Origin of the sequence: Lentilactobacillus kisonensis DSM 19906 = JCM 15041, assembly GCF_001434135.1 — a bacterium.
Taxonomy (GTDB): Bacteria; Bacillota; Bacilli; order Lactobacillales; family Lactobacillaceae; genus Lentilactobacillus; species Lentilactobacillus kisonensis.
Genome location: NZ_AZEB01000001.1, coordinates 53622 through 74809, shown reverse-complemented (window position 1 = coordinate 74809; position 21188 = coordinate 53622). Strand labels below are relative to the sequence as shown.

The window sequence follows — 21188 nt, the reverse complement described above, 5'->3', positions numbered from 1 at the left end:
AAATTAAATTACTCTAAAAAGTCTTTTAGTTGTTTACTACGAGAAGGGTGGCGAAGTTTTCGAAGCGCTTTAGCCTCAATTTGACGAATTCGTTCACGAGTAACGCCAAACACCTTACCAACTTCCTCCAGCGTTCGTGTCCGCCCATCATCAAGACCAAATCTTAATCGCAGAACGTTTTCTTCTCGGTCGGTCAGCGTATCCAAAACGCTTTCCAATTGTTCCTTCAATAGTTCATAAGCCGCATGATCAGCTGGTGACGTTGCATCTTGATCTTCGATGAAATCACCAAGGTGTGAGTCATCCTCTTCACCAATTGGTGTTTCCAGTGAAACTGGCTCTTGCGCAATCTTCAAGATTTCCCGAACTTTTTCAGTCGGCATATCCATTTCAGCCCCAATTTCTTCGGGCAATGGCTCTCGGCCAAGGTCTTGGAGTAATTGACGTTGAATTCGGATTAACTTGTTAATTGTTTCAACCATGTGAACCGGGATTCGAATCGTTCGTGCCTGGTCCGCAATTGCCCGAGTAATTGCTTGTCTGATCCACCAAGTTGCGTAGGTTGAGAATTTGAACCCTTTGCGGTAATCAAACTTCTCAACGGCCTTCATCAACCCCATGTTTCCTTCTTGAATTAAATCAAGGAATTGCATTCCCCGACCAACATAACGTTTAGCAATCGAGACAACTAAACGAAGATTGGCTTCAGCTAATTCCTGCTTAGCTTCTTCATCGCCATCCTCAATTCGCTTGGCAAGTGAGATTTCCTCGTCAGCACTTAATAGTGATACCCGACCAATTTCCTTAAGGTACATTCTAACTGGATCATTGATCTTAACGCCAGTTGGAGCCGACACATCAGAAAGTTCCTTTTTAGTGACCTTCTTAGCGGCACCAATAGCCCGGGGATCTGGTTCACCGTTTTCATCAACGACACTGATTCCGGAATCTTCAATTTCTTCAAGTAATCCCTCCATATCCTTCTCATTCAAAGAATATGGTTCTTGGATCTTCTTCTGGAGTTCATCATAGGTAATGTGGCCAATTTGTTTATTTTCTTTAACAATGGCATCAAATACCTTCTTATACGGCTTATCGGCTTTCTTAGCAGTCTTACTTGATGTTGTCTTCTTGCTTTGAGTTGCCTTTGTTACCTTTACCTTACTTGCTTTTTTGTTAGCCATCAAAATGCCTCCTGAAGTTAGACTTGTTGCTTCGTTCTCTTTTGTTGCTCAAGCTTTATGATCTCAATCATCAATTCCTTTTGTTTCTCAACATCACCAATCTTGGTCGCCTGTGTCAATTCAGATCGTTTTTTCTTTAATTTCGAATCAACAGGCGCTTGGTACATCAATACATTGACACAATTATCAATTTCTTGATCACTTGGTTCATCGGGCAGTTCTAACATTTCAATATTAATCAACAGACTTTGCAACGAATTTTCGGTAATTAAATTACTAAATGCTGCAACGCTATACTCACTAAACTTAGTGAAATAGCCTTCAGCTAAGAGATATAGCATCTGAAACTGTTCATCAACAAATGCAAACCCTGGAATATTGCTAACCTTTAGCCAAACATCGTGATAATGAAGCATCCGGTTAAGCAACTGCATCTCAGCGACTTGAACCTTAGAAAGGTGCTTGGCCCGCTGTTGTTGCACGGGTGGATTAGGCCGTTGATAATGATCTGTTGATTTTGGCATTGCTGGTGTCCGCTTTAATAGTGGCATCAATTGTTGCTGTAGAAGTTTCTTTTCAACCGAAAATTCATCTGCCAATCGATTCAAATAAAGATCACGCGAAATGCTTGAATCAATATGGCTGATTAATTTGATTGCTTCAGCGATATAATTTCCCTGATCAACTTCAGAATGTAAATTATACTGTTTTTTTAAATAAGTGAGTTCAAACTCAATCGGAGCTTGGGCGTGATCAATCAACTTGTTAAAGTCGTCTGCTCCTTTGTTACGAATAAACTCGTCTGGGTCCATTCCATCTGGAACCGTAACAACTTTAAGATCAATCGTTGTATCGTGCTCACCAAATTCATCAATCGCGCGTTTAATGGCCTTTTGGCCTGGTGTATCCCCATCGTAACAAACAACCACATCATGCGTAATCCGCTTAATATCGTAAATTTGCTGCTCAGTCAAGCTGGTTCCCATCGAAGCAATTCCGGACTTAATCCCAGCCTGATAAGCAGTGATGACATCCATAAAGCCTTCAAATAAAATTGCCGGTTGTTTGTTACGGATATTCATTCGTGCTAAGTCGAGGTTAAACAAGATCTTTCGTTTATTAAACGTCTCGGTCTCAGGACTATTCAGATACTTAGGCATATCCGGATTTGCCGTCAAAATTCTACCAGAAAAGCCAACTGTCTGACCACCACCATTTCGAATTGGATACATCACTCGATCAACAAAGCGGTCACGTAAATTACCATCTTGATCTTCAGAAAATAGGCCAGATTTACGAAGTAATTGGTAATCAACTTTTCGTTCATCAAAGAATGGTTTTAATAATCTTTGAGAAGGCGCATATCCAAGCTTATAAGTGGCAATTGTATCATCCGTAACACCACGCTTGTGTAAATAATCTAGTGCTGGTTGACCCATTTTGGTATTTGTTAAAATATGGTTATACAGCTTCACCGTCTGTTCATGAAGGTCAATTAATTGCTTTTGCTTGGAATCAGCTGCTGTGTTACCAGCGCCTTCATGGTTCACAAGATATTTCTTATCAAGTGGAACATTTTCAAGCTCGGCAACTTTTTTGACGGCTTCTGGAAATGAAATGTTTTGTAACTCCATTAGAAACTTAAAAACATTGCCACCACGGCCACAACTAAAGCAATGAAAAATCTGCTTATCTTCCGAAACAGAAAAAGACGGGGTCCGTTCTTCGTGAAACGGACAGAGGCCAAATAAATTCTTTCCTGATTGTTTCAATTGAACATATTGAGAAACAACATCGACTATGTTGACCTGAGATCTGACTTGTTCAATCACATCTTCTGGGATCTTGATAGTTTTCGCCTCCCATCTTTAAAAGCCTGTATAAATACCGGCAAAAAGCCGCACCAGAAAGTGCGACTTATTGTCCTAGCGATACGTATTTAAATACTATCATATAATGTCAATTAGTACAATCAAAAGCACTCATTACCCCTTAACAACTAATTTGTCTAAATCACCCACAAACATAATCATGTTTGCAATAAGTGTGAGCTGGCGAAGACGATTATTCTTTAATTGATCATCTTTAGCCATAATCATGGTTGCATCAAAATAAGTATTAATGTCATCCTTCAACTGCGCTAACCGTTGAAAATCTTCTTCTGCACCTAAACCAGTAAAGCCATCATCAGCCTTCTTGACGGCTTCGAAGAGAACCTTTTCAGACTCATTTTCAAAGAGGTCAGGGTTAACTGTTAAATCATCCTTGGCAAAAGAACCCTTCTTGGCAATACGTTGGACCCGGGTCAAGGATTCAATGACGGCTTTAAAGTCATTATCATCTTTATGGTCCTGCAGCATCTTACCACTTGCAATGTTAAAGACAATATTTGTTTGTGATCCAGATGTAACGGCATCAGCAATATCATAACGAATTCCTAAATCATCCAAGAATTGTTTAATACGGTCCTTCATGAAATTACTAACGGCATTGATCTGGCCCTTCATATCAAGCTTAGGAGCAACCGCTTGCTTCTCTTCGTCATCAATAACATTCTTAAGGGTTGCGATTAAATCAAAGTTCCACTTCTTATCAGCAGCGATCCGGACAATCCCGCTTGCTTGTCGGCGAAGTGCATATGGATCGTTTGAGCCACTTGGAATCATCCCAGCAGCAAAGAATGTCAAAATACTATCCAATTTATCGGCGACCGCCAAAACAGCCCCAACATTGGATTTTGGTAACGCACCATTGGCTGAAATTGGCATATAATGTTCTGAAATTGCTTTCGCAACGGCGGGTGATTCGCCATTTAACAGGGCATATTTTTCACCCATGATTCCTTGGAGTTCAGCGAATTCACCAACCATTCCAGTAATCAAGTCAAACTTATAAATTTCAGCAGCTCGGCTGAGATCTTTTAATTCATCATCTGAAAGACCAACTAATTTCCCAAGGTAACGAGAAATCACCTGTACCCGTTGCATCTTCTCATACATTGTCGAAATTTTGTCATGGAAACTAACCTTTTTCAACCGTTCAACGTAGTCAGCAATTGATTTTTTCTGATCCTCTTGATAGAAGAACATGGCATCTTCTAGACGGGCCGTCAAAACCTTTTCATTTCCCTGGATCACATTTTGCAAGTCATAGTCGTTACCATTTCGAACAGAAACAAAGTGTGGCAACAACTTACCGTCTTGATCCGTTACGTAAAAGAAGCGTTGATGATCTTTCATTGACGTGATTAAGACTTCATCTGGAATTGTTAAATATTTATCGGCAAAATTACCAGCAAACGCCGTTGGCCATTCGACCAAATTATTAACTTCTTCCAGTAAGTCCGGGTCAAGATTAATCTTCCAATTATTATCTTGGGCAATTTTATGAATTTGCTTGGAAATGAGTTCTTTACGTTTCTTAGCATCAGCTACCACAAATTGTTCAGTTAGTTTTTCTTCATATTCGTCCGCATTTGCTAACTCAACGTCTTTGCCAAGGAAACGGTGCCCTGAGGTAATCCGATCAGCAGTAACGTTCAAGATCTTAATTGGAATTACTTTAGCGTTAAGCAAAGCCACTAGCCACTTGATCGGTCGAACGTATTCAAAAGAATAGGTTCCCCATTTCATCATGGTTGGGAAAGTCATTGCAGTAATAACACCCTTCATACCGGCTAAGATTTCGTCAACGGGTTTACCAGCGATGTGCTTTTCAACAAATACATATTGCGTGCCCTTAACGTCTTTAAACGTAATGTCATCAGTAGAAGCACCCTGGCCCTTAGAAAAGCCAATGGCTGCCTTCGTCCAATTACCATCGGCATCTTGAGCAATCTTTTTAGCGGGACCCTTAACGGACTTATCAATATCAGGTTGCTTATCAGCTAACCCGGTAATAAATAATGCAAGCCGTCTTGGCGTGCTAAACGTTTTGATATTTTCAAATGTAATCCGCTGCTCAGACAAGAAATCACTGGCGCGTTTCTTCAGTTGATTAATACTTGGCGTAACAACGTGAGCGGGGATTTCTTCCAATCCGATTTCAAGTAAGAAATTGTTAGCCATTATTTTTCCTCCGTTTCATCTTTAAGCAATTCTTGCCGTTTCTTTTCATCTTTGATTAGTGGGAAGCCTCGGCGTTTTCGAGCGGCCACAAACTCTTTAGCAACCCAACGGGCTAAGTTCCGAATTCTAGATAGATAACCGGCTCGTTCAGTAACTGAAACGGCACCACGAGCGTCAAGGAGGTTAAAAGTATGACTGCACTTTAAAATATAATCATAAGCGGGATGAACTAAGTTTTGCTTAAGTAAGCGCTGGGCTTCATGTTCATACTCGTTAAAATGCTTTAATAACATTTCCTGATCGCTGACTTCAAAACTATACTTTGAATGTTCATATTCAGGTTCTTTGAAAATATCTCCGTATAATACGTCATCTGACCACTCTAAATCAAATACAGAATTCACGTTTTGGATATAAGAAGACAACCGTTCCAATCCGTAAGTAATTTCGGAAGCAACTGGATCCATTTCTAAACCGCCGACGATTTGGAAGTAAGTAAACTGCGTAATTTCCATTCCGTCCAGCCAAACTTCCCAACCAACACCGGCACACCCCATCGAAGGGTTTTCCCAGTTATCCTCGACGAACCGAATATCATGTTCTAAAGGATTGATTCCCAATTCCTTCAAACTATTTAAATACAATTCCTGAATATTTTCGGGAGATGGTTTCATAATTACCTGGAACTGATGATGTTGGTACAACCGGTTAGGGTTCTCACCGTAACGGCCATCAGCTGGTCGCCTTGATGGTTCAACGTATGCCGCATTCCAAGGCTCAGGACCAATTGCCCTCAAAAAGGTATAGGGACTCATGGTCCCCGCACCCTTTTCAGTGTCATACGCTTGCATCAGCATACAACCCTGAGCTGCCCAATACTTCTGCAGTCGCAAAATAATTTCTTGAACTGATAATTTTTCAGTCATTATATTCCTCCTAATAAAGTGAGTGGAGCAAAGCGGTTAGAAACTGGAACATAAGTCTCCCCTAACAGAAATCCCTGGTTTTTGGGGATTTTTGTTAGGGGTGCTTATGTGGAAGCTTCTGCTTATCCGCAGGTTTCTGCCTGACGCAGCTGTCCTAATCAAAATGAATAAAGTGATCAACAATCACAAAAAAGCCCCTATGCTTAAAAGGCTATAACTAGCCACTTAAGCATAGGGACGACTAAATCGCGGTTCCACCCTACTTCTGGTATGTTGATACCAGCACTCAATTGTTCAGCTCAAAAAGCGCCATTTGAATAATTACCCTAAACCAGCTCTCACTTACCTGGTTTCGTTGTATAAAGCCATTAATCAATTTCTTTTCTCATCACTGAATTATTCATTTCAATAAATAATCATAGTTGACATTAAAATAAATGTCAACGCAGCTTGTAATCAAATTTTAAATTTGCCAAGTTGATCGATGAATCGCTTACTCTTAGGAATGACACCCACACTTCGTTGATAAATTTGATCTAAAACTTGCCGGAGCGACTTTTTAGTACGGTCGTTAACCGAAATGTGGGTTAATTTCGACAAATCAACCACGGAAAACAATCTTAAGTAGTAGATCGTTCGCGCGTCCAAATGCATTCGGTAGGGGTCCTTATTCCAATGATTCCGGCATAACAACCCACCATATGCTTCAGAATAATCAAACGGCAAATCACGCCGATGGCAAACAACACAGTCTACCCAGTTGGGGGCAACACCAAACGCCTGAAGTAATTGAACCTCAAAAATGTTGGTAATAATTTCAGCATCAAAGCCTTCGTTAATCAGCTTTAAGCCAATCAACAGCTTGTCATACCAGTCCACAATAGGGTCACTATCATGGAAGGCCAAATCAATTAGTGACATGGTATAGGTTGCATAAGCATTCTTAGTAATGTCATCAGCAATTTCGTTAAAATGATCAACGTGTTTGCCATCGTTAATATACGAAAGGCCGTCCGCTTTGATGTCACCACCGTACAAACCGTACGTGAATGGCAGAATTGCGGCTCGCATTTTAAACCGAGGCCGCTTGGCACCGCGGACTAAGAACATTTTCTTACCAAATTCCCTGGTCAAAAACTTTACCAAAAGGTCATGTTCACGGTACGGCTTGGTATAAAGCAAAATTCCATTAAATTCTGTGATTTGACCCTTTGCCAAAATTTATCACCTCGTCAAAATGTCAAATTGGTAGTGGCCAACCAAAATCTATTATTGAAAATCAAAAAAACTTGATGAGTCATTTCAAACCACGTTGTTCATCTGATAAAGGTCATTGTTATGACCGCCCCATAAACCAGAGACTTTCATACAGAAGTCGTGGAGGAGTCCAAGGACCAAGGATTTCTATGATTTTTGGCAACTTAGAGCATGGAACACACCAAGCAGGAATCTACACCTAAGTTACCTTAACTAAATCTTTATTGCCACATAGATTAGGAACGCTCCGCAAAGCAGAAGCTTGCACCTAAGCCGTCTCGACCAAAAATCCAAAACCGGGATTTCCGGTCGAGACGGCTTAGGCTCCAGCTTCTAACCGCTTTGCTACGCTCACTATCTAGTCTTTCCGATACCCATACGAATCCAACAAACTCTGCTTATCTCGCCAGCGGGGTTGCACCTTGACCCAGAGTTCCAAAAATACTTTGTTACCCATCATATTTTCAATATCCTTTCTGGCGAGGGTACCGATCTTTTTGAGCATCAAACCACCTTTACCAATGACGATCCCCTTTTGACCATCTCGTTCAACGATAATCGTTGCTTGAATTCTCAGCAACCCATCGTCATTCTTAATTTTTTCAATATAAACCGCCGTTGAGGTTGGAATTTCTTGACGAGTCAGTTGCATTACTTTTTCTCGAATTAACTCAGAAATTACAAATCGCTCTGGATGATCAGTAACCTGATCCTCTGGATAATACTGAGGACCCTCAGGCAACTCCTTAACCAGTGCCTCAATGAGTTCTGGGACGTTATTTCCTTGCAATGCAGAAATTGGGTAGACATCCTTAAATTTCAACGCACTCTTATATTGGTCAATAATTGCCATGATGTCATCTGGAGAGATTTCATCAATCTTATTAATCAATAGATAAATGGGCTGATCAACCTTTTTTAGCTGATCAATGATGAAATTATCACCAGCACCGCGGCGCTCAGTCGCGTTGACCATAAAAAGGACTGCATCTACTTCTTTAAGCGCTGAAAGAGCCGATTCCATCATAAAATCACCTAATTTATCCTTAGGCTTATGAATTCCAGGAGTGTCAATAAAAACAATTTGAGCTTCCTTTGTTGTGTAAACACCCTGAATTTTATTTCTGGTTGTTTGAGCCTTGTCACTCATAATTGCAATCTTCTGACCAACGACTCTGTTCAAAAATGTTGACTTGCCAACGTTAGGCCGCCCAACAATTGCGACAAACCCTGAATGGTAATTTGGATTATCCATTTTATACCTCACTTAATTTAGTAATTCAATAAACCGTGGAATAAATATCAGCGAACCAATAATGACCGCAAAAAGAGCTGACATCAATACGCCGCCAGCCGCAATATCCTTAGCCCGCTTCGCTAATAAATCAAAATGATGCCCAACAATTAAATCAACGACGTTCTCAATAATTGAATTTAAAACTTCGGAACCAATGACTGAAAAGAACGCAGCAAATAACCAGAGCCACTCATTAATCTTGATTTGACAGGCAATTCCTAAACATACCGCTAGAAATGCAATAATTAAGTCAAACCGAAAATTACGCTCCTCAAAAACTAACCGTTTAATGCCATCAAGAGCATGTCCAAGCGACTGGAAAAAGGTCTTATTTTTATCTAATTGTCTACTGTCTTTATCTTTTAAGGCCATATTTATTTAAAATCTCTTTTTGCAGTGGGAACATCACATCAGCGTCAGCTTTTTTCATATGATCATAGCCATTAAGGTGTAAGAATCCATGAACAACTAGGAAGCCAAGTTCTCTCTGGAAAGAATGGCCCAAATAGTCAGCTTGTTCAACCACCTTATCAACGGATACAAAAATATCACCAATATTTTCAGGAATACTTTCTTTAAGTGATTCGTCCATAATAATTGGAAAGTCGTCGTCGGCAGAATCTTCAATCGCAAAACTAATGACATCCGTTGCCCGGTCAACTCCCCGGTATTTTTTATTAATTTGATGAATTTCATCGTTATTGACGAGGGTCACCGACATTTCCGTATTGTCAGCCAAGTGAATGTAGTTGCCGGCAAAATCCAAAACATCGTGAATCAGCTTGCGGTCGGATTCACTAACACCGTCTTGTGTTTTATCGTATATCTCTAAATCCATTCAAATCTTCCTCAATTAATTTAATGACCGCTGTCTTCATAAGCGGTAATGATCTTTGCAACCACTGGATGTCGAACAACATCTTCCGCAGTAAAGGTTACAAATTCAATTTGATCAATATTTTTTAAGATCTTCTGAGCGGCAACTAGCCCGCTAGCCGTTCGCTTGGGTAAATCGATTTGCGAAATATCGCCATTAACGATCATCTTTGAACCAAATCCTAACCGCGTTAGAAACATCTTCATTTGCATGTTAGTTGTATTCTGGGCTTCATCCAAAATAACAAATGCATTATCCAAGGTTCGACCACGCATATAAGCTAACGGTGCAATTTCAATCACACCGCGATCCATCAGCCGTTCTGTGTGCTCAGCCCCTAATATTGAATGAAGTGCATCATAGATTGGCCGTAAATAGGGGTCAACCTTTTCCTTCAAATCTCCCGGAAGAAAGCCAAGACTTTCTCCAGCCTCAACAGCCGGTCGAGTGAGAACAATCTTATCAACCGTTCCCTGCTTTAACGCAGCAAGCGCCATGACAACCGCTAAGTATGTCTTCCCAGTTCCAGCAGGGCCAATTCCAAACGCCACGTCATGGTGTCGAATGGCTTGTACATACTGCCGCTGACCAAACGTTTTAACTCTCACGGCCTTTCCCTTAGCATCTTTAATCAAGACTTGATTATAAAGATCTTGGAAATATTCCAACGTCCCATTCTTAGCCATATTCATCGCACTAATGAAATCACTGCTATTAATATTAATTCCCTTCTGAATCAGGGAAAGAATGTTTTCAAGAATATGAGTCGTTGTTTTGACCGTATCTTCTTGGCCTGTGATTCGCATCGAGTTACCAAAGACGTTAATTGAGACACTCATTCCCTCTTCAAGGATGGTCACAAACTCATCCTGGGTGCCAACGATTTGTAATAATTCGTTTGGATCAGATACGATAAATTCCTTTGTAATTTGTTCAGTATCAGCCAAATACACGAACTCCTTTTTATTTAGTATTATTAGTGTGATACTAGCATAAAAACAGCCCTTTCCAAAGCATTGTCAATTATAAATTAGCCTTGCAAGTGCTTTTTAACTAGTTGATTGATGAGGCTACCATCCGCCTTACCTTTAACTTTAGGCATTACGGCACCCATCACCTTACCAAAATCAGCCATCGACTCAGCCCCAACTTGTTCAATTGTTTGCTCAACAATCGCCTTAACCTCATCAGCGGATAGTTGCTTAGGGGCGTATTCTTCAGCAATCTTCAACTTAGCCTGTTGATCGGTCACTAAGTCTTCACGATTAGCCTTTTGAAATTCTTCTAAGGATTCCTTTTGCTGCTTAATTTCTTTCATGACGATTGTATTAACCTGATCATCGGTTAACTTATGATCGGCACTTTCAACTTCAGCATTCATTATTTGGGCCTTAATGCCCCGAATAACACCCAATCGCAGCTTGTCATGGGCCTTCATTGCCGTTTTTAAATCTGAATTTAATTGATCATAAACACTCATTAAAGTATCCTCTTTTCAATTTATAAGTAAATTTTACCATTAAAAAAGATCAGAGACTAATAAAATTAGGCTCCGACCTCTCAAGCATGTCTTAGAAACGACGCTTCTTCTTGTTATTACGCTTACGTGCTGCTTCTGACTTTAATTTACGCTTTACACTTGGTTTTTCATAAAACTCACGTTTACGATATTCCTGTAATGTACCGCTTTTTGAAACTGTACGTTTGAAGCGTCGAAGAGCATCATCAAGAGACTCGTTTTTGCGAACGACTGTCTTTGCCATGTGAAATTCCCTCCCTCCGAGCTTGAATGTAACTGTTTAAAAAGCACTCCAAGTGCATCCTAAAACGGTTCGAAATAAATTATACATATCATTCTCATTGCCGTCAATGATTTAAAATAAAAACGCTGTCACATGTTATTATTTATTTAAGAAATCTTTTTAGGGGAGCTAATTTACTATGAAAACTCAAAACGTATTTATCATATCTGACTCAAGTGGTGCAACCGCTCAAACAATCGCCCAAACAGCGGTATCCCAATTTCCAAATTTAAAAGCAGAAATGCGCCGGTTTCCATTTATCCAAACCGATTCAATCTTGAACGGTATTTTGAAATTAGCCAGAACCAATCACGCAATCATCTTTCACACCTTAGTTAGTACCCAACTCAGTCAAATGGTAGCTGACTTCTGCAGGAAAAATCAGATTTATAATTTTGATTGTATTCAACAACCCATGGAAATGCTCGCCAATTTAACTGGGGAGCAGCCCGCCCATGTCCCTGGGTTAATTCACGATTTGAATCAAAATTACTTTGAGCGAATCTCTGCCATTGAGTTTGCCGTTGAAAATGACGATGGTAAAAATGCGAAAGGTTTGCTAGAAGCCGACATTGTGCTTTTAGGTGTTTCAAGAACCTCAAAGACCCCTTTATCCCTATACCTAGCTAACCAAAACCAAAAAGTGGCCAACTTACCAATTGGCCCAAGTCTAAAGATTCCTGATGAATTAGATGAGGTTGATCCGACAAAGGTATTTGGCTTATTAAATACCCCAGAAAAGCTCCATAAAATTCGCCGACAACGAATGCTATCTTACGGATTGGACGCAGATACTCCTTACTCAGATACTGAAAATATCAAGAAGGAACTGCAGTATGCCAAGCAACTGTACAAAAAACTCGGTTGCTTAACGATTAACGTCGCAAATAAATCAATTGAAGAAACAGCAACAATTATTTTAGAGAGTTTAAATCTGGATACAACGACGTTTGAAGATTAATATGAATCCCAAACCAGCTCATTACCAAAGTATTAGCAAGATAATCTCACAGTAGTAAGTTCATTAATGACTTTTTCATTTGCAGCTACTTTAAGCATTACGCTTATACTAATCACATTGACAGCAAACAGCGGATTCGTGTCATTTAACGACGGCAGGCCATCATTCTTAATAATTAGGAATGATGGCCTGCTGCCGTTAAATTTTGGGATCTAACCGGCTATTCACAATCTCGGATAAGCAGAAAAAACATTCTGCTACCTCAACCTAACTAAGCGGTCACAGGCCAGCCTCTCATCAAAAGAGAACCACTAATTAAAACGGTTTGCCCGCCTTCATATCGGCAACAATGTTGGAATTAAACTTTTGCTTTTTCAACATTGCGACTTCGTAGCCATGGGGATTATATTTAACCTTTTTATCATTTTCATCTTTTAATATCGGCGTTTCCATAATTTTAGGGACCATTGTTAACTGATCATGATGCGCAATATAGTTTAACGTTTCAAAACCAATCGTTCCAAGTCCAATCATTTCATGCCTGTCCTTATGGCTTCCCTGTTCATTTTTAGAATCATTGAGATGAATCACCTTTAGCCGGTCAATTCCAATAATGTGATCAAATTCATTTAAAACACCATCAAAATCGTCTTTAATATTGTAACCAGCATCGCTTGTATGACAAGTATCAAAAGTGACAGAAAGTTGTTCGTTATGAGTTACCTGGCTAATAATCTCAGCTAATTGCTCGAACGTTGTTCCCACTTCAGTTCCTTTGCCAGCCATTGTTTCCAATGCAATTTGAACATGTTGATCATCAGTGATGACTTCATTTAGTCCCTTTGCAATTTGATCAATTGCCTTTTTAGGACCGGCACCGACATGGGCACCCGGATGAAGTACAATTTGGTCAGCGCCAATTGCTTCAGCTCGCTTAATTTCCTGTTGTAGAAACTGGATACCAAAGGTAAAGTTCTGTGGTTTTAGCGTATTTCCTAAATTGATGATGTACGGTGCATGAACCACCACTGCTTTTTCATCATGAGCCTTCATGTAGGCTTTGCCAGCATCGGCGTTCAACTTTTCAATCGGTTTTCTCACCGTATTCTGAGGTGCCCCAGTATAGACCATAAAAACATTCTCACCATAACCAGCCGCTTCCTTAGCTGAACCAAGAAACATATCCTTGCCATTCATGCTAACGTGCGAACCAATTAGAAACGTATCATCACTCATCTATTTTTTTCCTCCTTGCAAAATCAGCTGACAAATTTTTTGGGCAGCTTGACCATTTTCCCAAGCACAAAATTTTTGGTTAAAGTCATGTAAATTACTTTGATAGTCAGGGAATCCATTTGCTTGTCGATAATTCTTCAAGGCACTCATGAACTCACTGCTAGTAGTCACTACTGGGCCTGGCAAGTTTTCTTGTCGATAGTCAAAATAAAACCCGCGAAGCTCATCACGATAATGTGCCAAATCATATGGGAAAAACAGCATTGGCCGCTTAAGGTTGGCATAGTCAAACATCACCGATGAATAATCAGTAATTAAAAGATCAGTGATTAAATACAGCTCATTAATGTCTTCGTCAGCAAAAATTTTAACCCGGTCTTCAAACCCTGTAATATCAATTTTATCCTTCACCAGATAATGCGGTCTAATAATTAAAACCGTACCTTTCGAAACGGTTTGAAAAAACTCAGCTAAGTTAAAGGGTAACGTAAACTTGTACTGGCCCTGCTGCTGAAAATCATCATCCCGCCACGTGGGTGCATACATCATGACGGTTTTCGGTTGATAACCAAACAGTGCCTGTTTAACTTGGGCAATATAATGATGATTATTGTCATTGTACAAAGTATCATTGCGCGGATAGCCGATTTCAAGAAAGTGGTTATTAAATTTGAATGCCGATTTAAAAATTGTTTCAGAATATTGATTAGGGGCAATTAAGTAATCCCAACGAGCTGCTTCAGCTACAAATCCCTCATGATACTTCGCGGTTGTACTACCAGGAATTTCAACGTGTTGAATATCCACGCCTAACTTCTTCAACGGCGTTCCATGCCAAGTTTGGATGTAAGTCGTCTGCCGGTTCTTTTGCCACCACTTTGGCATTCGGGAATTCATTATCCAAAAGTCCGCCCGAGCCATATATTTAACCCAGCCGGGAGTAAATCGTTTAATCAATTGAATATTCGGAAATTGTTGGCTTAACCGGCTATATTCAGACGGTTTAACGCTAAAGTAACAACTCCCCTGAATGGTTGGATCGACTTGAATCAATTGTTTGTAGATAGCAAGTGGATTGTCACTGATATCTCTGCCATTAAAACTTTCAAAAATAATCAACCGCGATTTTACCCGCATACAAAGAAACCCACCGTTTATCACGATGAGTACGTAGCGGGCTATTAATTTAATCAACTTAACAATTATTTTTTTCAATAGCTCACCCTCCAAACTAAATCAAATCAACAAATCGTGACCGGAATTTATAATGGAGATGAGAACCAACCAACAGGAAGAATAAGATCATTCCCCAAAATACAATTGTTAAGGTCGGCTTTTGCCAGAACCAGTTAGTTGATAACATTGAGTCCCGAAATCCTGAAACGACATAGAAAAATGGATTTAATTGAAGAATATGAACAAATGGTGCTGGAAATGAATTGGTTTCAAAGTTAAACAGCACCCCGGACATATAAAATAACATCCGCATCAGTGATTGAAGTAAAATTCGGTAATCACGGACTAACACAGAAATTGTGGAATTAAAAATCCCAAAGGCAATTAACCAGGCAATCATACAAACAAAGTAATAAAGCCATTGAATCCAGTAAATAGATGGCCGAACACCATACAAGCCGCCGACAACAATTGAAAATACTAACATTGTCCAAAAAGCGCTTAGGTTACTAACAATCTTGATAGTCGGTAAAATACTTACCGGGAACTTCATTTTTGAAACCATCCCAACCCGCTGATAGATACTCTTCGAAGCATCCAAGCTGGCCCGGTTCATGAAGAACCACGGAGTAATTCCAATAACCATCCATGGTAGGTAATCAACACCATGTGTCGTACTCCCATGCTTTAACCCAATCCCGAAGACAAGCCAGTAAATCCCAATCTGAATCAGTGGATACAAGTATTCCCAAACTAACCCTAAATAATGACTTTGATACTCCGCCTTATCCTCATACTTAGAAATTCTGAAAATAATGCCAATGCTTTCAAATTGCTCTTTTAATAGTGTAAAAACTTCTTTCACTTTCAGGCACCCCTTAATGTGACTTTAAAAACTGAACATAACGTTTAACAACCCGCTGAGTCGCGTGACCATCATTAAATGTATTCCACCAGTTATTAAAATCATCAAAATTAGTTGGTTTTGCGGCAACGATTGCTTGTTTTAGTTCGTGAACCGTTGTAATTGGTTTGGTTGGCAGCCAATCCAAGTAATCATCTTGAATCCCCGGATCCTTTTGATACTGTTCATTATCAAACATGAAAAAGATAAGTGACTTCGCATTGGGTAACAAACTAAAGTCAAAAGCAACCGAAGAGTAATCAGTTACGAGTGTATCCGCAACTGCCAATAAGTCGCTTGTTGCCAGCTCATGATAAAATTTAATGCGTGGATTACCAATTTCTCTGACTGCATTTTCACGATCCCGAAGGACCGGGTGTAGCTTAACCACAACGATTGCGCTAGCATCAGCCGCAAGGGCGTCACTCAACCCAACCGGCAACTTAAAGCTTTGATGAGGTCGATATGTAGGTGCATACAAAATAACCCGTTTATCCTTCAATTCTGGGGCGGCCCGATAAATTCTTTGGCGAGCAACCCGCTGCCAATTCCTATCTAAATATTGATCAGATCTTGGATACCCTAAAAGCTTCATTTTATCGAAGTTTTCATGGTAACTGGTTACAAAAACATTTCCCATCGCTTTTGAAGCAACAATATACTCGTCAAAATGGTCATAGACCGCTTGAAACCGCTGCTTATCGGACTTGCTGCGGTTAGCAGTCGTCCGATCTTCCCAACCAAACTTTTTGATTGCCCCGGCAGCATGCCAGATTTGAACAATTTTAGTATCCCGTCGCCGATGGAGGCCACCCAAAAAAGCATAATAGTTATCACAAATGATTAACTTGGCGCTCATTAAAAGCGGCACTAGGTCAAAAACAAACTTTACCCCATCTCGAAATGGCCGAGTGATGAGTCCAAACGCTGCCAAATCAGTTGCCGCCGCTTCAGTATCTGGTCGATACAGAACGATTAATGTCATTTTACTCGGAATTTTTTGGGCCAACTCCTTGATAAAATCCACGTTATCATCAAAGCTCATCAAGTAAATGACTTTATTCCTTGATCGAAAAAGATTCAACCCAGAAACTAGCTTGATCAGCCATAAATATAAGACTTTCAATATCTTCACCGTTTTTCAGTATTTAATAATCACACTGAAATATTATAACATAAACATTTCTCAGAACGATTTTCTTAAATAATCTTTAGAAACTGCAACCCAAACTCACCACTCACCATTATGGCTTCGGTTCATAAAAGCGTCCCAATATCTTAACAGAATCAGCGATGCTAGCAAAGGCATCTGGATCTGACTCAAGCAAGGCCTCTTCTAGCTCATTCATTTCATAACGCGAAATCACTGTAAACAAGATGGTTTTGGCATCGTGGTGGTAGGCGCCCTCCGCATTATGAACAATCGTAATTCCCCTGCGAAGATGGTTTTGAACACTATCAATCACTGTGTTCGGCCGATTGGTAATAATCATGACTTGCATTCGCTGCTGCTTAGTGTAGGTCATATCCATTACCTTTGCATTAACCACTAAACTCAGCGCGGAATAAAATGCGTATGGCCACCCATACATAAAAGCAGCGGCAATAATGATCAACGTGTTAAAGGCAATGTTGATTGTCCCAATTGACCTACCAGTCCGTTGACGAATAACAATTCCAAGAATGTCTAAGCCTCCCGTTGAAATGCCATTCTTCAACGCTAAACCCGTTCCAAATCCGTTAACTGCGCCACCAAAAATTGCACAAATAATGGGATCATGAGTCAATGGAATTGGCTTTAACAATTGAATCATAAAGCTTGATAGGAATACGGTAATAATCGTAAAAATTGTAAATTGCTTACCAATTGCCCGCCATGCGAGGAAAAATAACGGTACGTTCAGTAGAAATAGGCCTAATCCAGTTGAAATGGTGATTGGGAAAGCCCGCAAAGAAATTGTGTTTAATAATTGCGCAAACCCAGTTATCCCAGAAGAATAAATATGCCCCGGGGTCCAAAAAAAGTTCACGGCAATTGACACTAAAATTGCATAAATTAGCGAAGTTGAAGTCTTTGTGACGTAAGTGTGTCGACGCATTAATTTTGAAACGTCATCCATTTTATTTTCCTTTCATGCATGTCAATAACATTCTTAGAACTAATAATAAACTGAATCTGCTTAAATAACATCAAAAACCCCGTAATCAATAGTTAAAGATTACAGGATTTTGACTGATACGAGGTACTTATATGCTTACCATAAAAGTTAAATTATTTTTTAGAATCTTGGTCAGCTACAAACAAGCCCAAGTCTTCCAACTGTTTATTGGCAACCGGTTGTGGGGCGCTAGTTAGTGGCTCAACGGCTTTAGAGTTCTTAGGGAACGCAATAACATCACGGATGTTTTCACGATCAGCAAGCAACCTGACAAATCGATCCAACCCAATTGCTAAACCACCATGAGGCGGGAATCCGTAATCTAAAGCATTTAGGAAGTAACCAAATTGTGCTTCGGCACTTTCCTTAGTAAATCCAAGTGCTTCAAACATTTTTTCCTGAAGGGCCCTGGTGTGAATACGAATGGAACCACCACCAAGTTCGAGTCCGTTAAGAATAATATCATAACTTTGAGCATATGCTTTATGGGGATCTTCACCCTCATTCATGAGATAATGAACATCATTTTCATTTGGCATCGTAAATGGATGATGAGCTGCAACGTAACGCTTCAAATCAACATCCCATTCGAATAATGGCCAGTTAACAATCCACAAAAAGGCAAATTTAGAGTCATCAATCATATTTTGTTCTTTAGCAATTTCAACCCGTAGGTATGCTAGCGTATTGGCAACTACCCGACTGTTGTCAGCCGCAAACAATAACAAGTCACCAGGCTTAGCTTCTGCCTTATCCAAAATCTTTTGGCGTAAATCAGCATCTTTGAAGAATTTAGCAATTGGACCATTAAACCCATCATCAGTGACTTTTAGCCAAGCAAGGCCCTTAGCCCCAAATCTTTCCACGTAGTTGGCAAATTGGTCTAAGTCCTTCCTAGAATACTTGTCTGCACCGCCAGGAACGGCAATTGCCTTAACTTGACCGCCATCCTTAACGGCTCCTGAGAACACCTTGAAGTCAACATCTTTCATAATGTCTGAAAGATCTTTCAATTCCATTCCAAAGCGCACGTCAGGTTGATCAGTCCCAAACCGGGCCATGGATTCATCCCAATCCATTCGCTTGAATGGTAATTTTACATCGATCCCCATGGCGTCTTTCATGACCTTGGCAATGAAACCCTCAGTAACGTCTTCAATTTCTTCTTGGTCAGCAAACGACATTTCCATGTCAATCTGAGTAAATTCGGGTTGGCGATCACCCCGCAAATCCTCGTCCCGATAACAACGAGCGATTTGGTAGTATTTGTCGAAGCCAGCCCCCATCAATAGCTGTTTAAATTGTTGTGGTGATTGTGGTAACGCATAGAATGAACCTGGATAAACCCGTGAAGGAACCAGATAATCTCGAGCCCCTTCTGGTGTTGATTTTGTTAGGGTTGGCGTTTCGATGTCAATGAAATCTTCACTGTCAAAAAAACTATGGATTGATTGAATAATCCGGTTTCTTAATAAAATATTTTTCTGCATTTCTGGCCGTCGAAGATCCAAGTAGCGATATTTAAGCTTAAGATCCTCTGAAACGTTGATGTTATCCTGAATATAAAATGGCGGTGTCTTAGCAGTTGCTAAAATCTTGGCGTCAGAGATATCGACCTCGATTTTACCAGTCTTCATCTTGGAATTAATTTCTTTAGGATCTCTGGCAACAACTTTACCCTTCGCTTCAACAACATACTCACTTCGTAACTTATCAGCCACGCTAAGAGCATCTTTTCCAAATTCTTCGCTAAACACCAGCTGAACAATGCCTTCACGATCTCGCAATTCGATAAAGATTAAGCCACCAAGATCACGGCGTTTTTGAACCCAACCCTTTAAGACAACTTCTTGGCCAATTAACTTATCGTCAACCAGGCCTGCGTATGTGGTTCTTTTCATGTCTAATCAATCTCCTCATCATCATTAAAGTATTTATTGATCACGTCATCAAAATCCTGCGTAATGTCAGCTAACGGTACAGCTACTTCTTTTCCACTTGTCATCTGCTTGACGTTCGCTTTTTTGGATTCCAATTCACTTTCACCAATGGTAATTGTGTACTGCGCATTCAGCCGATTGGCCGTCTTGAACTGAGCCTTTGGTTTGCGGTCAAGATAATCTCGATCAGCGGAAAATCCATTTGCCCGCAATGCTTGGACAATTTGGAGGGTTTCAACGCTGGTCTGTTCACCAATACCAACAACGTAAACATCCAATTGATCAAGGACGGGGAAAGTGACATCTTGGGCATCCATTAAGAGCATTAACCGCTCCATCCCCAGTCCAAAACCGATTCCAGGCATTTCAGGACCACCAAGCTGCTCAACTAAGCCATTGTAACGACCGCCGGCACAAATTGTCGTATACCCCTCTCCAAGTGATTTCGAATTAACCATAATCTCAAAGATGGTGTGGCTGTAATAATCTAACCCCCGAACCATGTCTGGATCAATGACATATGGAATTTTAAGGGCATCCAGTAATGATTTAACCCGATCAAAATGACGCTTTGAATCTTCATTCAAATAATCCAGGATTGATGGGGCATCCTTAACAATTTCTTTGTCACGCTTATCTTTGCTGTCTAATACCCGCAATGGATTCTTATGGAGACGAACCTTTGAATCATCACTCAATTCATCAAAATGGGGTTCTAAGAAATCAATTAATGCTTGACGATAGGCATCCCTTGATTGTTTATCTCCTAAGGTATTAATCTCTAGTCGCAAATCAGAAAGACCAAAGTGTTTCAGCAAATCCATTCCCATTGCAATGACTTCAACGTCTAATTCAGGCTCATTACTACCAAAAGCTTCAACCCCAATTTGGTGGAATTCCCGTTGACGGCCTGACTGTGGCCGTTCGTAACGAAACATCGACCCCATGTAAAACACCTTAACCGGACGGGGATGTTCTGGGCCGTAAAGTTTATTTTCAACAAAGGCGCGGACAACCCCAGCGGTTCCTTCCGGGCGAAGACTCATATGACGACCGCCCTTATCGTCAAAATCATACATTTCCTTTGTTACGACATCCGAAGTATCACCAGACGTTCTTGAAAAAACGTCAAAATTTTCAAACATTGGTGTTCGAATTTCATGATAGCGATAATCTTCAAATAGCATTCGGGCAGTCTCTTCAACGTAATTCCACTTCTTAGCATCGTCTGGAAGAATATCAGCTGTTCCCTTTGGTCGTTGATATTTCATTAATTGTTGCCTCCCACATATATTTCCGAAAAAAAAGACCCCTGTCCGAAGACAAGGGTGCAATCGCACGGTACCACCTTTATTAGTTCCTCTAGGATAACGCTCGCGCGAATAGCAATCACTATTAACCA

At 40.3% G+C, this 21188-nt stretch carries 19 protein-coding genes; 1 reads left to right on the top strand and 18 read right to left on the bottom strand.

All coding sequences use genetic code 11. The features are described 5' to 3' along the window. Positions 1 to 8: 8 nt before the first annotated feature. The 11 genes from rpoD to rpsU form a co-directional block, all read right to left on the bottom strand. Positions 9 to 1184 (bottom strand): RNA polymerase sigma factor RpoD, encoded by a 1176-nt coding sequence (gene rpoD / locus FC98_RS00375; RefSeq protein WP_008857864.1) that lies wholly within the window; start codon positions 1182 to 1184, stop codon positions 9 to 11. A 17-nt stretch (positions 1185 to 1201) separates the two neighbouring features. After that, on the bottom strand, positions 1202 to 3034 hold the full coding sequence (gene dnaG / locus FC98_RS00370) for a DNA primase (protein ID WP_056948990.1): 1833 nt from the start codon (positions 3032 to 3034) through the stop codon (positions 1202 to 1204). Between the two features lie 135 nt (positions 3035 to 3169). Then, positions 3170 to 5251 carry a glycine--tRNA ligase subunit beta gene (gene glyS / locus FC98_RS00365; protein WP_056948988.1) on the bottom strand — a complete coding sequence of 694 codons (2082 nt, stop codon included), beginning with the start codon at positions 5249 to 5251 and terminating at the stop codon, positions 3170 to 3172. Next, on the bottom strand, positions 5251 to 6177 hold the full coding sequence (gene glyQ / locus FC98_RS00360) for a glycine--tRNA ligase subunit alpha (RefSeq protein WP_056948986.1): 927 nt from the start codon (positions 6175 to 6177) through the stop codon (positions 5251 to 5253). Before glyQ ends, glyS begins: the two co-directional genes overlap by 1 nt. A 456-nt stretch (positions 6178 to 6633) precedes the next feature. Beyond that, a complete protein-coding gene (recO, locus tag FC98_RS00355) occupies positions 6634 to 7395 on the bottom strand; it encodes a DNA repair protein RecO (protein ID WP_008857868.1) in 762 nt (253 codons plus the stop codon). A 397-nt stretch (positions 7396 to 7792) separates the two neighbouring features. Beyond that, positions 7793 to 8689, bottom strand: a complete 897-nt coding sequence (era, locus tag FC98_RS00350; protein ID WP_008857869.1) for a GTPase Era — start codon at positions 8687 to 8689, stop codon at positions 7793 to 7795. 12 nt (positions 8690 to 8701) lie between these two features. Continuing rightward, positions 8702 to 9103: a diacylglycerol kinase family protein gene (locus FC98_RS00345; RefSeq protein ID WP_054654220.1), complete on the bottom strand. Its 402-nt coding sequence runs from the start codon at positions 9101 to 9103 to the stop codon at positions 8702 to 8704. Beyond that, positions 9087 to 9569, bottom strand: a complete 483-nt coding sequence (ybeY, locus tag FC98_RS00340) for an rRNA maturation RNase YbeY (protein ID WP_008857872.1) — start codon at positions 9567 to 9569, stop codon at positions 9087 to 9089. The genes FC98_RS00345 and ybeY overlap by 17 nt, the downstream gene beginning before the upstream one ends. Positions 9570 to 9589: 20 nt before the next feature. Next, positions 9590 to 10555 carry a PhoH family protein gene (locus FC98_RS00335; protein ID WP_056948984.1) on the bottom strand — a complete coding sequence of 322 codons (966 nt, stop codon included), beginning with the start codon at positions 10553 to 10555 and terminating at the stop codon, positions 9590 to 9592. A gap of 83 nt (positions 10556 to 10638) precedes the next feature. After that, positions 10639 to 11088 (bottom strand): GatB/YqeY domain-containing protein, encoded by a 450-nt coding sequence (locus tag FC98_RS00330; RefSeq protein WP_008857874.1) that lies wholly within the window; start codon positions 11086 to 11088, stop codon positions 10639 to 10641. Between the two features lie 91 nt (positions 11089 to 11179). After that, positions 11180 to 11371, bottom strand: a complete 192-nt coding sequence (gene rpsU, locus FC98_RS00325) for a 30S ribosomal protein S21 (RefSeq protein ID WP_003553874.1) — start codon at positions 11369 to 11371, stop codon at positions 11180 to 11182. 178 nt (positions 11372 to 11549) lie between these two features. Here rpsU and FC98_RS00320 point away from each other — a divergent pair, with 178 nt between their 5' ends. Then, positions 11550 to 12371 (top strand): pyruvate, water dikinase regulatory protein, encoded by an 822-nt coding sequence (locus FC98_RS00320; RefSeq protein WP_008857875.1) that lies wholly within the window; start codon positions 11550 to 11552, stop codon positions 12369 to 12371. A gap of 315 nt (positions 12372 to 12686) precedes the next feature. Here the strand turns inward: FC98_RS00320 and FC98_RS00315 are convergent, their stop codons facing one another. From FC98_RS00315 to hisS, 7 genes are all read right to left on the bottom strand, one after another. Next, entirely contained in the window at positions 12687 to 13607 is a 921-nt protein-coding gene (locus tag FC98_RS00315; protein WP_082602687.1) for a deoxyribonuclease IV, read from the bottom strand. Beyond that, positions 13608 to 14822, bottom strand: a complete 1215-nt coding sequence (locus tag FC98_RS00310) for a CDP-glycerol glycerophosphotransferase family protein (protein WP_040471910.1) — start codon at positions 14820 to 14822, stop codon at positions 13608 to 13610. Between the two features lie 16 nt (positions 14823 to 14838). Beyond that, positions 14839 to 15648, bottom strand: a complete 810-nt coding sequence (locus FC98_RS00305; protein WP_008857879.1) for an ABC transporter permease — start codon at positions 15646 to 15648, stop codon at positions 14839 to 14841. A gap of 13 nt (positions 15649 to 15661) precedes the next feature. Continuing rightward, complete coding sequence (locus tag FC98_RS00300; protein ID WP_040471911.1) at positions 15662 to 16822, bottom strand: CDP-glycerol glycerophosphotransferase family protein; 1161 nt, start codon at positions 16820 to 16822, stop codon at positions 15662 to 15664. 109 nt (positions 16823 to 16931) lie between these two features. Next, positions 16932 to 17807, bottom strand: coding sequence for a YitT family protein (locus FC98_RS00295; protein ID WP_008857881.1), 876 nt, complete (start codon positions 17805 to 17807; stop codon positions 16932 to 16934). A 152-nt stretch (positions 17808 to 17959) separates the two neighbouring features. Then, positions 17960 to 19747, bottom strand: coding sequence for an aspartate--tRNA ligase (gene aspS, locus FC98_RS00290; RefSeq protein ID WP_056948982.1), 1788 nt, complete (start codon positions 19745 to 19747; stop codon positions 17960 to 17962). A gap of 2 nt (positions 19748 to 19749) precedes the next feature. Beyond that, positions 19750 to 21057, bottom strand: a complete 1308-nt coding sequence (gene hisS, locus FC98_RS00285; RefSeq protein ID WP_056948980.1) for a histidine--tRNA ligase — start codon at positions 21055 to 21057, stop codon at positions 19750 to 19752. Positions 21058 to 21188: the final 131 nt, after the last annotated feature.

Bases quoted from the DNA above. Each gene is read 5' to 3' on its own strand.
- rpoD (WP_008857864.1), bottom strand. From the start codon at position 1,184: ATGGCTAACAAAAAAGCAAGTAAGGTAAAGGTAACAAAGGCAACTCAA.
- glyS (WP_056948988.1), bottom strand. From the start codon at position 5,251: ATGGCTAACAATTTCTTACTTGAAATCGGATTGGAAGAAATCCCCGCT.
- glyQ (WP_056948986.1), bottom strand. From the start codon at position 6,177: ATGACTGAAAAATTATCAGTTCAAGAAATTATTTTGCGACTGCAGAAG.
- era (WP_008857869.1), bottom strand. From the start codon at position 8,689: ATGGATAATCCAAATTACCATTCAGGGTTTGTCGCAATTGTTGGGCGG.
- FC98_RS00345 (WP_054654220.1), bottom strand. From the start codon at position 9,103: ATGGCCTTAAAAGATAAAGACAGTAGACAATTAGATAAAAATAAGACC.
- ybeY (WP_008857872.1), bottom strand. From the start codon at position 9,569: ATGGATTTAGAGATATACGATAAAACACAAGACGGTGTTAGTGAATCC.
- FC98_RS00330 (WP_008857874.1), bottom strand. From the start codon at position 11,088: ATGAGTGTTTATGATCAATTAAATTCAGATTTAAAAACGGCAATGAAG.
- rpsU (WP_003553874.1), bottom strand. From the start codon at position 11,371: ATGGCAAAGACAGTCGTTCGCAAAAACGAGTCTCTTGATGATGCTCTT.
- FC98_RS00320 (WP_008857875.1), top strand. From the start codon at position 11,550: ATGAAAACTCAAAACGTATTTATCATATCTGACTCAAGTGGTGCAACC.
- FC98_RS00315 (WP_082602687.1), bottom strand. From the start codon at position 13,607: ATGAGTGATGATACGTTTCTAATTGGTTCGCACGTTAGCATGAATGGC.
- FC98_RS00295 (WP_008857881.1), bottom strand. From the start codon at position 17,807: ATGGATGACGTTTCAAAATTAATGCGTCGACACACTTACGTCACAAAG.
- aspS (WP_056948982.1), bottom strand. From the start codon at position 19,747: ATGAAAAGAACCACATACGCAGGCCTGGTTGACGATAAGTTAATTGGC.
- hisS (WP_056948980.1), bottom strand. From the start codon at position 21,057: ATGAAATATCAACGACCAAAGGGAACAGCTGATATTCTTCCAGACGAT.